This window comes from Robinsoniella peoriensis (assembly GCF_000797495.1).
In the GTDB taxonomy this organism is placed as follows: Bacteria; Bacillota; Clostridia; order Lachnospirales; family Lachnospiraceae; genus Robinsoniella; species Robinsoniella peoriensis.
The window spans coordinates 1-12,921 of sequence record NZ_JTGN01000009.1 but is presented as its reverse complement, the minus strand read 5'-3'; the positions used below and the strand labels follow the sequence as shown (position 1 = coordinate 12,921).

Here is a 12,921-nt window from a genome sequence, read left to right as displayed (position 1 = left end):
AGTGTTTTTATTCTATAACTTCCTTCAACATTGCCCCGGTATAACTTTCTTTACATCTGGAGACATTTGCAGGTGTTCCCTGGCATACAACATTTCCGCCATTCGTTCCCCCTTCCGGGCCAAGGTCAATAATCCAGTCTGCATTTTTGATTACCTGCAGGTTGTGTTCAATTAAAATAACTGTATTTTTATTCTGTACGATTTTATCCAGCATAATAAGTAAGTTCTGAATATCACTGAAATGGAGTCCGGTAGTCGGTTCATCTAGCAGGTAGAGTGTTCTGCCGGAAGAGTTTACAGATAGTTCTGTGGCTAGTTTAATTCTCTGGGCTTCACCGCCGGATAATGTCTGTGAACTCTGTCCTAATTTTAAATATCCCAGTCCGATCTCCGTTAAGGTATTCAGCATCGTATGAAGTTTCTGATTTTCGGAAAAAAATTGAAGAGCCTCTTTGATACTCATATTCATTACTTCGGCTATATTTTTCCCGTTATAAGATACGGTCAGTGCCCCGTCATTAAACTTCCTGCCTTTGCACATAGGGCATTCAACTGCAGCGGAAGGCATAAATTGTGTATCCAGGGATTGAAAGCCATATCCATGGCAGACCGGGCATTGACCATCTTTACTGTTAAAACTGAAATGGCTCTGCTTAAAACTTTTTTCTCTGGCTGTATCAGTCTGGGCAAATAGAAGCCTGATTTCATCCATAATGCCAGTATAAGTAGCCGGCGTGGAGCGGCTGGACCGTCCGATAGGTTTTTGTGTGATATGGATAATTTTTGTAAAATGATCAGCGCCCATGACGGAATCATAACCGCAGCAAGATACATTTTTACCGTCCAGATAGTTCTGAATACCCGGGAAAATACCCTGATCCACTAAAGTACTCTTACCGGAGCCACTAACTCCCGTAATACAGGTAATGGCCTGTACCGGAAATGAAATGCTGATATTTTTCAGGTTATTGCCTTTAACACCTGTCAGTTGAACCCAGGAATCTTTATCATGTAAAAGAGTTCTACCGGGAATGCTTACCCGTTGCCTGCCGGAAAGGTAAGTGCCTGTTTGGGACGCGCTATTTTGCATCAGTTCCCCGGGGGTGCCCTGTGCAGTTATATAACCTCCGGCTTCCCCAGCATAAGGACCAATATCAATAATTTTATCTGCGGCAAGCATTACCTGAACACCATGTTCGACTACAATCATGGTATTTCCCATATCCCGCAGTTTCTTTATCAGATCCAAAAGTTTATGGGTATCTTTTGAATGAAGACCTGTTGTGGGCTCATCTAAAATATATAGTATATTAGATATTCCGCTGCTTAGCTGTGTTACTAATAGCAGACGCTGCAATTCTCCCCCGGATAGAGTTGGGGCAGAGCGGTCCAAAGTCAGGTAGGAGAGTCCTGCATTCATGTAATTGCTTAAACGCTTGAACATCGATTTTAGAATGGGAAGTGCTAAATTGATCTTTGTGGGTTCCAGACTGGCAGGCAGTGAAGTGATCCAGTTTTGCAGCTGTTCCATAGACATTTGTACCACATCCGGAAATCTGGTATCTGCTATGGTCACCATTCGGCTTTCCGCAGCCAGGCGTTCCCCATTGCAGGAATCACAGGTTCTTGCTGTCATGTATGTTTCTTCAATCTGTTTTGCCGTATCTCCGGAACTGGATTTAAAAAGTCTGTGAATGATATGGTATGCACCTTCCACTTTTCGCGTAATGGTGCCATTTCGCCCATTACGGTTTTCATACATAAATGAAACCTCTTTCTCACCTGCGCCAAACAATGCTTTTTCTCTAAAATCCTCAGGCAGTTGCCTCCAGGGCAGTTCCAGATCAATATTTTCGTCCATAGCAAGAGCGAGTACTTCTCCTTTCATCCAGTTGGCATTGGGGGATTTCAGGAATTTCCGCAGATTCCCCCAAAATGGGGAAGCACCGTCCAATAAGGATAATTCCGGGTTCGTGATGATTTTATGAATATCTGCTTCCATGATACGGCCAAGACCTTTACACACGGGACACATACTTTCGGGATTATTAAAACTGAAGCTGGATGGTGTCAGCTCAAACAGAACGTGGTCACAGTGATAGCACATTTGTGTTGTCTGAAAATGAATTTTATCTTCCGGCATTCCTGGATAAGTTAGCTTGACGGTTATGGCTCCACTGCCCAGTTTCAATGCTTTTTCTATAGAGTCTTTTAATCTGCGGTAATAATGATCTGTATTTTTCCATTCTTTTTCTGTCAGAAATTCAGGTACAATTAATGTAGCCAGTGCAGAATCAGAATGAAATGGCCGTATTTCCTGAACGGTTCCCGGCATGCAGTTAAGCAGCAGGTGAATAATTTCAGATGCGGTAAGGGGCTCAATAGAATTTCCGCATTCCGGACAGTGACGGACGCCGATATTTGCAAACAATGACCTCAGGAGATCATATATATCGGTCATGGTACCTACGGTTGACCTGGGATTTCTATTCGCATTGCGCTGGGATATTGCGATGGCAGGTGGCAGACCGGTAATCTGGTCAAACTGAGGCTTGCTCATCAACTTAAACTGAGAACGCTCAGACAGTGACATGCTTTCAAAAAAGCGCTGCTGGCTTTCTGCAAATATCGTATCGAATGCAAGGCTTGATTTACCGCTTCCGCTTACACCGGTCATGACTGTTATTTTGCCATAGGGAATCGTTACGTCAATATTTTTCAGATTATTTTGTCTTGCACCTTTTATGACAATACCATCGGTATGTCCGGCAAAATCCTCATCGTCGGTAGAAAAAATTAAATTATGGGCAGAAGGATGGGATTCTGCCTCCTGTTTCATCGTGTATTTTTTCAGGACTTCAATTGAAGAAGGAAGGATACGCACATCACCGGTCATTTCAAAACCTCTGTCATCCAGCCATTTCGGCCAATGTGCCAGCCAGTCAGGCAGACGGCAGTCCTTTACTTGATCGGTTTGCGGATGATACAGGCTAAAACCCAGAAAAGGGGTTTTGTCAAAGCAGTCCAGCTGAGATACGTGAATCCTTCCATGGGCTTCATCAATGGATAAGATCCGTGCAGTTGTTAAGGCAATGGGATTGGGACGAACCGGAGAGCGGGATGCGAATACCCCGGTTCTGGGCGCATTTTCATAAGGCGGCTGGCCTTCCAGGGTTCTGCGGAAGACCGGTTTATCGAATTTGTGGAACCACCAGCAGATTTTTATATGGGAATAGCCCTTTAAAAGCTTGGAATAGTATTGAAAATCTACGGGTATTTCCAGAAAATATTCACCTTTTTCCTTATGAATGGTTCCAAGCTGCAATAAATCATTGCGGGATACAGGGGGCAGAGTGTCCAGGTTTACGGGGAACTGTGGTATGGAAACATTTTTGACACAATCCTCGTTAGGAAAATAAGCCTTGATATCATATAGAGTCAGAATATCCTCCTCTAACTGGAGTTCATTAATAGTAAGTAAGCCTGAATCTTCATCTGCTTCATAAATCTGCACTGTTTTTTGTGAGAGGCAGGTAGGTATAATATTGGCTGGGGAATGAATGGATTTATAAATGATAATTGCGTGGCTGAACAGGGAAATGAATTTCAGCCCCTTGCGATATTCGCTTTCTAAGGAAATCAGCTGATTTCCATTTTTTTTATAAATAGTTCCGATTGGGGTTATAACATAATCTTTGTGATTTTTAATCATTTCGTCTCTCTCCTCCGGTTTTTCAATGTCATCGTATGGAACGTTTCTACTTTATACCCTGACATCATGTGAGAGTCAATAGCAATTGAAAAACACCATGCTGCGTCAGCCATTTCAGTGATTTTGCCCAGCGTAATTCCGGTTTCCAATTGCTGCTATTATAAATAAACCTGCTATAAACAGAGACAGTATGATAATTGATCTTATCCCCTGAAACCACGACTCCCCCTGCACCATAGCATTCACATTGTCGATAAACCACCGAATTGGGCTGATCATACTGATTCTCTGCAGCATCGGGGGCATTCTTTCTAATGCAGTAAATGTTCCGCCGATCAGAGAGAGCATGATAGCAATGCAGGCGGAGAACAGATTAACCTGCATTTCCTGATGAAATAAAGAGGCCATACATGTGCCAAAAGCAGCAGCAAAAAGAGTCACCCAGATACCCATAAACAGGAAATTTCCATAGCTGATCCCTGTATTCAGACGTAACAGATCAATCACTGACACGGCGATCAAATACTGAAAATAAGTAATCACAGAGTTAAAAAGTACATTGCCGGCTACATAGGAAGTGGCGGTGCATGGTGAAAGTTGGATACGGCGCAGAGTTCCGCTTCTTTTATCTTTTGTGATAAAAGAAGCGTTAATTGCTGCTGATATCATCAGAAAAAGGACAACAAATGCACTGATACGCTGCGCCATGCCCAGGGAAGATCCAAATAGCGGTTTGATATCTATCGGTGTGGGACTTTCGAAATATTTTTCAACAATAACAGAAAGTATATCTGTGGTTTTCTGGTCTTTTATGGAACTGATATGAAAGGTTTCATTGGAAAATTCAATGATCGCTGAATAGCGTCCGGTTATGATATCTGTTTTCATGGTAAGGGGAGAAGCATTTTCTACTTCTATTCCGGATGTTAACTTTAGTGTATCAATGATCTGTTCTGATTTTACAGTTGGAACCGGGTTTAATACACCAATTGTAAAAGAAGGCCTACATGCTATATTGGCTGCGATACCAAGAACGACCACTAGTATTGGAAGCACCAGCATGATGGTAAAATGTGTTTTGTTTGCCAGTTTGCGTTTGAAATTGCTTTGTAAGATATTCAGTATAGTCATCAGATAAAGGCCTCCTTTTTGAAAAAACGGATTGTCAACAGCATCATAGCGATGCCAACTGCTGACAGTACAGCTGAAATTACGTATATTATTAGTGTTCTGTTATCATACAGGCAGGAGATGATGCCACGATTAATCCATGTCAGAGGCGAGAGATTTATAAGTGCTGAGAGCACAGGATGGAATGAACTGACCGGGAAAAATACGCCGCCAAGGAATCCGGATATAACAATGGGGATATTTAAAAAATTACGCAGAGTATCCAAATTCTTACATGCCAGCCCTAAAAATAAACCAACTCCTGTAACGGCAACAGTTTCGCAAATCAGAAGAATAATAACTGTGAAAATATTGCCATAAAAATCAAGCCGGAATAAAAGTTTTCCAATAAGTAAGGCAATAATATTGCAGATTGACAGTACCGCTGCACAGGAACAGAATTTTGACAGAACAATCTGTTTTGGAGTGATTGGTGCGGCAATATACCGATATGAAGTATGAAGCAGTTTTTCATCCTGAGAAGCATAGGAAACCGTACTTATTCCCATTAAAGCACAAAATGGTATGACCGTAACGGTGTAGTAATTGTAAGACGTAAATCCATCGCCATACGATGTTGAAGTCAGGTATCCCAGCAACATAATAATGACCGTTGGGAAAACAATGTTATAAAAAAGAATGAAAAAATCTTTCGTCCGGCGTTTTAAGCCGAAGTAGAATAGTATGTTAAATTGTCTCATTTTTACCCCTCCATATCTCTTAAATCCGTACCGGTCAGATGCAGAAAAATATCTTCCAGAGTTGAAAGTCCCAGATTGGCATATTTATTTTTGTATGTCTGTTTTTCCATATCCTCTAACACAACACCATTATCAATTAACACAATTCGATTACAAAGAGCTTCAATTTCCTCCATGTAGTGGGAAGTATAGATTACAGTTGTCCCTCTGGCATGAAGTGTTTTAACAGCTTCCAGAATGTTGTTGCGGGATTGTGGGTCAATGCCGACAGTAGGTTCATCCATGATCAGGAGTTCCGGGGTATGGGCGATGGCACAGGCGATATTTAACCGGCGCTTCATACCGCCGGAAAATTTTGCCGGAATATCTTTACGCCGATCCCACAAGCCCACAAATTCCAGCGAATATTTTACCCGGTCTTTCAATTCGGAGCCTTTGAAACCATAGAGAGAGCAGAAGAGCCGGACATTTTCATATGCAGATAAATCTTCATAGATTGCCAGATCCTGAGGTACTACCCCCAGAGATCTTTTGAAACGGTTACTTTCTCTGGCGATGTCTTTGCCATGAAAAAGGATAGAGCCACTATCAGGTGACACCAGTGTTGTAATCATATTGACAGAGGTGCTTTTACCAGCTCCGTTGGGACCAATGAAGCCCAGAATATCACCAGTATGCACGATAAAATTTTCATTGTTTACCACTTTCTTTTCTCCATAACTTTTGCAGAGATTGTTAACCTCTAATACGGTCTGTTTCATTTGATATCCTCCTATAGTCATTGTGATTTAATCAAACTTTATTATCCAATATTGGATATATGAATATGTTATAAAGCACGCTGGCATAACGTGCTTTATAACATATTACTTTCGCTTTAACTGCTCAATCAGCTTATCAACATTTTCAATCGCCTTAGAAGGGTTGTTTACAATTTCGTCACGCAGTTTTTGGATATCTACGAGTTTGGCTGATGCCGTAACCGTATCTTCATTGTCAACGGCAGAGAAGTCAATTGACTGTATAATACGTCGGGTTTCTTTGCCCAGAGATATATACTGGTCTATATTATACAAAATTTCTTCATGCCAGAGAATTTGATATTTCAGACTGTCAATTGTCATATCAAATGCGATTCTTTCCGCTCCGGGAGTTTTGTCCTTTACGACTTTTGTCTGCCGCCATTTTTCCCAGTATTCTTTTTGGCTGGTGAGGTCAGAAAGATGCTTCTTCAAGGCTGCAATGATTGCATCTTTCGGTAACTCGTCAAGAATATTATTAATAAAAAATTTATCAGAACCAATGGGGGTGATGGGGGTCAGCAATTCCATCTGTAAATTTTCCCTCAGTTCCTGCTTTCCCTTTTCGGTAATAACATAGATTTTACGGATTCGGGCACCCGTCTTTTCTTCGCGCAAAACCTCTACAGAACCGTCTTTCTCCAGTTTCGTAAGAGCATAGTAGATGGAACCGGATTGTATCTTAGCCCAGTTATCAATCCCGGCGACCTGTAAAAATTTCTGGATTTCGTATCCATGGGTTGGTTTCACATTTAAATAGTATAAAATCAGTGAACGTATCATATTTGATCACCTCCTATCCAATCTTGGATAAATCATATCACCAACATTGGATATTGTCAACCGATTTCTTTAAAGACATCGGCTGACCTTGGATTTGAAATATCAAAAAATCTGGTATATCTATGAACTTTGCAGAATATTTATTTGAGAAGGCATATTGCCAGATAACTGAGAAAAGAGGGTTACCATATGTGTACAGCAATGACAATGCAAACTGCTGAAGGTGAAACTTTTTTTGGCAGAACAATGGATTTTTCTTTTACATTAGATCCGGAGCTTTTCCTAGTGCCCCGAAATTATGTTTGGAGCAACACTAAAAAATCTGCTAAAATATATAATCAATATAGTTTTATAGGAATCGGTCAGGATATTTCCGATTTGATATTTGTAGATGGAGTGAATGAGATGGGTTTTGCCGCAGCAGCGCTATATTTTCCGGGGTATGCCCATTTCGAGACAGCTGTATTGCCGGAGGTAAAGAAAATCTCCATTGCAGCTATTGAACTGGTGAACTTTTTGTTGGGAATGTGTGCATCCGTATCACAGGCGGAATCGATCATGCATAGAATCAGAATAATTGGAGTAGAAGATTCCTTAACGAATTCCATAGCGCCATTACACTGGATGATTACAGATAAAAGTGGAAAATCTATGGTTATTGAATGTACAAAGAGCGGAATCCATTTATTCGATAATCCAATCGGTGTGCTATCCAACAGTCCTGATTTTGAATGGCATATGACTAATTTGCGAAATTATATGAATGTATCTCCGCATCAATCAGAAAAAGAACAGTGGGGAGAAGTAGTATTATCACCGTTTGGGCAGGGCAGTGGAGCTATCGGATTACCTGGAGATTATTCACCGCCTTCAAGATTTGTACGAACATCATTCCAAAAGAGCAACACACCTATTCCGTCCAGTGGAAGTGAAGCAGTAATTACGGCTTTTCATATCATGGAGGGGGTATCCATACCGAAAGGAGTAGTTGCTACACATCGCGGAACCGATGACTTTACTCAGTACACAGCATTTATGAATGTCAATACAGGAGAATATTTTTATAAAACCTATTATAATAGTCAGATTATGACTGCTAAGCTATATCGTGATGAATTTAATTGCAAGGAACCGATATCTTTAGGAAAGTTAATGAAAACGGTTTCGTATAACAGTACTTCCTGATTTGAGTGAGTATTGGGTATAAATTCATAAATAGTTTACATAATATAATTATGTAAACTATTTGAGGCTGACAGTGTGATATTGTGAAATTGATATATAATTAAAATGATACTAGTAAAGAATAATAAAATATAAATATGTAGAACGTAGAATTAAGGACATAATGTTATTGAATTTTCATTACAACAGACAGTAATATACAGATACGCGCTTATAAAATAATGCAAAGTATTTATATATAAACTTAAAAAAACTATGATATAGACTGAATATGAAATAAAACGTAATTATATAATAATTAAAACGTAGTTATATAACAATCAAAACGTAGTTATATAACAATTATATAATATTAAACTAACTTGAAATACTTATAGCTGCGTGAAATTAATATATAGTTGCCGTGTAACGATTCAACGTAAGAGCATTAGATTAAACGAGATAGAAGAATGAAAAAGTTTTTATCATAGGACAATAAAATCTTGACTAATTATTTAAGTTATGGGTTAAGTAAGATCTATGGTGAACATACCGCAGAGTGATATGTAACCAGGAGGTAGGTAAGCCCCCGTTAGTTACGCGGACAAATACATATTTTTCCGCGTAACTAACTATCTAATCAACCGAATTTGATTTTAAAGCGCATCATTTAATCTAAAATATTACGAAACATGTAAGCGATGCGGTTACCATAGTTAATACGAGAAATACGGACTCCGCCTGAGGGATAAATTTCGCCGTAATGTCCGGATTCATTTATGATAAATCCGCTTCCAATATAGATGCCTACATGGCCGACCGGCCCCCAGCAGGGATCATTGTCTTTATATAATATGATATCCCCTGGCTGCAGCTGATTTTTGGGTATTTGGACTCCATAATTCAAAAGCGAATCGGTATGGGGATAAATGCCGGTTCTTCCTCCAGGTGCAGATACACTATACACACCGCCTCCCAATTCATAAGCATATTTGACAAATTTTGAACAATCGGTGCCATAGATTAACGATGTTCCGCCCAGGACAAAGGGGGTCCCCAGGTAATTCATGGCAAATTTACATATTTGATTTCGCCGGTTGTCATCCGAAAAACGACTTGTTTTCACACCTTCCAGACTAACCTGGGTGGCAAGCACATAACCAACTTTCTTTTGTCCGTTCGTACCCGTCATGTGATGCATATAAACCGGAATCCACTGTGTTGTTTTGCTGCTGTTTAACCTGGATGCCGCAACTAAAACAGCAGAATTTCGCTCGAAAGTCCCGAGTACTGTTCCCGAAGCAGCAGGTTTTGCATGAACAACAACATTCGCAGCATTGGCAACTGCAAGTATCGTATTATTTTTGGCTTTTTTCAATAGCCCCGCAACTTTTTTATTTGCCTGAACCGTTAAAATGCAACTGTATTTTCCGATAAATTTATTTTTTGTATTATAAACTTTAACGGTAATGAGTGTTCTTCCAGCCTGTTGAAGTTTCATATATGGCAGTCTGTATGGAAGACGTGTTTTTCTATAGTTTACACTAGCCACTTTTTTCTTAGAGCTGGAGGCTATGACACGATAACGCTTCGATACATTTCTAAGTCCCAGTGTCCTGGAATTTGCGGAGCTATAAAAAATAGGAATTTCATTGCTGGTTCCAAACTTTACCTGGAAAGTACGGTGTGAAAACATGGAAATTTTGTTACGGGCTGCTTCTGTATGTATGCTTTGCGTTAAAAATAAGAATAGAATTGCGAAAAGAAAAATAAATGTTAGGTATGACCTATGTATTTTCATAACAACAACTCTCCCTCCCTATTCTGAAAGCAGTTAATAACTGTTCAGAAAATACCGCTTCGAAACCGATTAAAATACTCAGCCATAGTCTCCGGTGTTTCTGTTGTTCCGTGTAAAAGCCATTCGCACAGAATTTGGCGAAATCCGCCGCATACATAGATATAACAGTAATATTCAAACCTTTTCTCCTCAATGACCTCACAAGGGAAAAAATTACTTGCCAACGGCGTGATTTTATCAAATGCTTTTTCAAAATAATCAAATAAATTTTTCTTATTTAGAAAAATCAGCATCTTCGCATATGGTTTCCAAAACCGGAATACAGTAAGCGCATATTCATAATAATTACATACCTGTTTTTTCTCCAGTTCACCTATAAATTTCTTGCAGATATCATGCAAATAGCATTCGATAATCTCATCCTTTCCAGAGAAATTTCTATAAAAAGTTTTGCGAACCAACTGCGAACGTTCTGCAATATCTGTTACGGTAATCTCTTCATATGGCTTTTCTTTCAATAATTGCATTAAAGCGTTTGTAATCATTTGACGTGAACGAATCGAAATCGGGTTATTACTTTTCTCCATCTTATACCTGGTTTACATTGCAGCTAAAGCTGCAATCCTTTCTGCATTTTCTTCTGTTTTCCTATATTTTTTTGCTATATTTTTCATGATCATAGTTTAGCGGATAGAATGACACAAATCATATGCCATTGTGTAACCTGGGGCAAAACTATTGACACAAATGTGTAATTTGATTATACTCGACTTCAACAAATGACACAAGTGTAACATTTTAATAAAAACAGTAATATAGAAACAGAAATATAGAAACAGAAATTAGGAGGAAAATTTATGACCACAATTTATTATTTTACAGGCACCGGAAACAGCCAGATGATCGCAGAAGAACTGGCTGCTATATTACCTGATTGTAAAACAGAAAACATAACTCCGGAACTGGCAAAAGGAACTTCTATGAGCGGATGTGCAGGTATTGTATTTCCCGTATATTTTTTAGGTCTGCCCCATATTGTTCGTGAATTTCTGACAAATGTGGAAATACAAAAAGGAACCTATTGCTTTGCAGTGGCAAATATGGGAAACATGACTGGGAATGCTCTTCCATTTGCCCGTAAGATATTGAAAGCTCATGGTGTCTGCCTTCAGGCGGAATACGCAATTAAAATGCCGGAGAACTATACGCCGATGTTTAAACCTCAGACAAATTCTGAACAGGAAAAGCTATTTCATGCAGCAAAGCAAAAAATCGAAGTAATCGCTGCTGATGTACGAAACCGGCGAAAATTAAAACCGAAATTTTACCACCCGCTGTTCAATCTTTACCACAATTTCATGCATAAAGAACTTGCGAAAAAAGATAAAAACTTTACCGTCCAATCTTCATGTAACGGATGCGGAAAATGTAAAAGAATCTGTCCGGTATCCAATATTTCAATAGAAAACGGGATACCGGAATGGCATCACAACTGCGAATATTGTTTTGCCTGCCTGCACTATTGTCCGCAAAAAGCCATCAATTGCGGCAAAAAGACAATTAATAGGGGACGTTATCAAAATCCATATATCAGGCGCTGATTAAATTTGTGAGTCCACTTCAATGGCATACGGTTATGGTGTAATCCGCCTCAAAAGTTTCTCCGGCATTTAACTTTTGAATCCCGGCTTTGTCCTGGATTTTTCCTTTGAATCCGGCATCGTCTGTACGGCCATACCATGGCTCCAGGCATACAAAGGGGGCACCTGGTTTCGTCCAGATTCCTACATAGGGGAAGCCATCACAATTGATTTCTATATAAGGGGTTTTATCGGGTAATGCAAGTCCTGCTTTTTGCAGCTGTGCATTTTCAAAAATCCATACGCCATCCTTAAACAGATCTTTTTTCAGTGGACAGAATCCACCCTGTGCCGCAAACGTTTCCGGTGATTCTGTGAGTGCCAGTCCTTTTTCGTTAATGCGCAGGCATGTGTAATTCTCTTTATCAGTGTATAAATTTAAATAATAATCCTCTTGCTTCTCTTCTGCTTTAACCGGGGCAAGAAATGCCGGATGGGCTCCGATCCCAAAATACATTGCTTCCTCCTGCTCATTTACTACTTTCCAGCAGACTTTGATTACATTTCCTGATAAAATATGTGTTATATAAAGGGAAAACTTAAATGGATATTTTTTAAAGCTGTCTTCTTTCCAGGTGAGTTTGTGGCAAATGAGGGTGGACTGCTGTTCTTCTAATGTAAATACACTGTCTCTTGCAAATCCATGCTGTCCCATCCGGTAGCTTTTATTATTATATTGATACTGTTCATCCTGGAGTGCACCAACAAAAGGAAAAAGTACTGGGGCGTGGCGGTTCCAATAAGCGGGGTCTGCATTCCATAAAACCTCTCTGCCGGCATTTTTATCATAAACCCGTGCAAGTTCAGCACCAAAATCATTCACTTCTATCCGTAACGCTTCGTTTTCTAATACTCTTGTTTCGCTCATAACCTGTCTCCTCGTATAATAAGTTTGTAAGCAAGAAAAACACAGCTTACAGACTTATTCTTTTTTATGGTATAGAGGTAAGGACATCTCTGAGGATTCCCCTCATCCTATTCCCATCTATACAGTCAATAGTTACTTTTTCATATGGTTAATCCTGTGGTATGATATCAGCAGAGTCTGATGTCCGAAGGCACTGCTTCGTCTCCTTTCAGCCGGCTTTGTCCGTGACTGCTTCAAAAGCATGCAGCCTGGCACACATGGCACATTCCGCTTACACAGAAG

Annotated in this window: 10 protein-coding genes; 2 read left to right on the top strand and 8 right to left on the bottom strand. The window is 39.8% G+C overall.

What is annotated here, in order from left to right; genetic code table 11:
• Positions 1-7: 7 nt before the first annotated feature.
• The 5 genes from uvrA to QR40_RS18315 all read right to left on the bottom strand — a co-directional run bounded on the left by uvrA (position 8) and on the right by QR40_RS18315 (position 7,166).
• A complete protein-coding gene (gene uvrA / locus QR40_RS18335) occupies positions 8-3,712 on the bottom strand; it encodes an excinuclease ABC subunit UvrA (protein WP_052430929.1) in 3,705 nt (1,234 codons plus the stop codon).
• A 114-nt stretch (positions 3,713-3,826) separates the two neighbouring features.
• Positions 3,827-4,843 carry an ABC transporter permease gene (locus QR40_RS18330; protein ID WP_044296328.1) on the bottom strand — a complete coding sequence of 339 codons (1,017 nt, stop codon included), beginning with the start codon at positions 4,841-4,843 and terminating at the stop codon, positions 3,827-3,829.
• Positions 4,843-5,583 carry an ABC transporter permease gene (locus QR40_RS18325; protein WP_052430928.1) on the bottom strand — a complete coding sequence of 247 codons (741 nt, stop codon included), beginning with the start codon at positions 5,581-5,583 and terminating at the stop codon, positions 4,843-4,845. The genes QR40_RS18330 and QR40_RS18325 overlap by 1 nt, the downstream gene beginning before the upstream one ends.
• A 2-nt stretch (positions 5,584-5,585) precedes the next feature.
• The gene (locus QR40_RS18320) at positions 5,586-6,344 is read right to left on the bottom strand and encodes an ABC transporter ATP-binding protein (protein ID WP_027292934.1); all 759 of its coding nucleotides are present in this window, start codon (positions 6,342-6,344) and stop codon (positions 5,586-5,588) included.
• Positions 6,345-6,449: 105 nt separating this feature from the next.
• The gene (locus tag QR40_RS18315; RefSeq protein WP_027292933.1) at positions 6,450-7,166 is read right to left on the bottom strand and encodes a PadR family transcriptional regulator; all 717 of its coding nucleotides are present in this window, start codon (positions 7,164-7,166) and stop codon (positions 6,450-6,452) included.
• Positions 7,167-7,355: 189 nt separating this feature from the next.
• On the opposite strand from QR40_RS18315, the gene QR40_RS18310 reads away from it, so the two are divergent.
• Positions 7,356-8,351 (top strand): choloylglycine hydrolase family protein, encoded by a 996-nt coding sequence (locus QR40_RS18310; protein WP_027292932.1) that lies wholly within the window; start codon positions 7,356-7,358, stop codon positions 8,349-8,351.
• 649 nt (positions 8,352-9,000) lie between these two features.
• Here QR40_RS18310 and QR40_RS18305 read toward each other — a convergent pair.
• Positions 9,001-10,026 (bottom strand): C40 family peptidase, encoded by a 1,026-nt coding sequence (locus QR40_RS18305; RefSeq protein ID WP_160295841.1) that lies wholly within the window; start codon positions 10,024-10,026, stop codon positions 9,001-9,003.
• Between the two features lie 149 nt (positions 10,027-10,175).
• Positions 10,176-10,718: a TetR/AcrR family transcriptional regulator gene (locus tag QR40_RS18300; RefSeq protein ID WP_044296326.1), complete on the bottom strand. Its 543-nt coding sequence runs from the start codon at positions 10,716-10,718 to the stop codon at positions 10,176-10,178.
• Positions 10,719-10,988: 270 nt separating this feature from the next.
• Between QR40_RS18300 and QR40_RS18295 the strand changes: the two genes are divergently transcribed.
• Positions 10,989-11,732, top strand: a complete 744-nt coding sequence (locus QR40_RS18295; protein ID WP_044296325.1) for an EFR1 family ferrodoxin — start codon at positions 10,989-10,991, stop codon at positions 11,730-11,732.
• Positions 11,733-11,751: 19 nt separating this feature from the next.
• On the opposite strand, the gene QR40_RS18290 is transcribed toward QR40_RS18295, so the two are convergent.
• On the bottom strand, positions 11,752-12,639 hold the full coding sequence (locus tag QR40_RS18290; protein ID WP_044296324.1) for an aldose 1-epimerase family protein: 888 nt from the start codon (positions 12,637-12,639) through the stop codon (positions 11,752-11,754).
• Positions 12,640-12,921: the final 282 nt, after the last annotated feature.

Bases quoted from the DNA above. Each gene is read 5' to 3' on its own strand.
- uvrA (WP_052430929.1), bottom strand. From the start codon at position 3,712: ATGATTAAAAATCACAAAGATTATGTTATAACCCCAATCGGAACTATT.
- QR40_RS18330 (WP_044296328.1), bottom strand. From the start codon at position 4,843: ATGACTATACTGAATATCTTACAAAGCAATTTCAAACGCAAACTGGCA.
- QR40_RS18325 (WP_052430928.1), bottom strand. From the start codon at position 5,583: ATGAGACAATTTAACATACTATTCTACTTCGGCTTAAAACGCCGGACG.
- QR40_RS18320 (WP_027292934.1), bottom strand. From the start codon at position 6,344: ATGAAACAGACCGTATTAGAGGTTAACAATCTCTGCAAAAGTTATGGA.
- QR40_RS18315 (WP_027292933.1), bottom strand. From the start codon at position 7,166: ATGATACGTTCACTGATTTTATACTATTTAAATGTGAAACCAACCCAT.
- QR40_RS18310 (WP_027292932.1), top strand. From the start codon at position 7,356: ATGTGTACAGCAATGACAATGCAAACTGCTGAAGGTGAAACTTTTTTT.
- QR40_RS18305 (WP_160295841.1), bottom strand. From the start codon at position 10,026: ATGTTTTCACACCGTACTTTCCAGGTAAAGTTTGGAACCAGCAATGAA.
- QR40_RS18300 (WP_044296326.1), bottom strand. From the start codon at position 10,718: ATGGAGAAAAGTAATAACCCGATTTCGATTCGTTCACGTCAAATGATT.
- QR40_RS18295 (WP_044296325.1), top strand. From the start codon at position 10,989: ATGACCACAATTTATTATTTTACAGGCACCGGAAACAGCCAGATGATC.
- QR40_RS18290 (WP_044296324.1), bottom strand. From the start codon at position 12,639: ATGAGCGAAACAAGAGTATTAGAAAACGAAGCGTTACGGATAGAAGTG.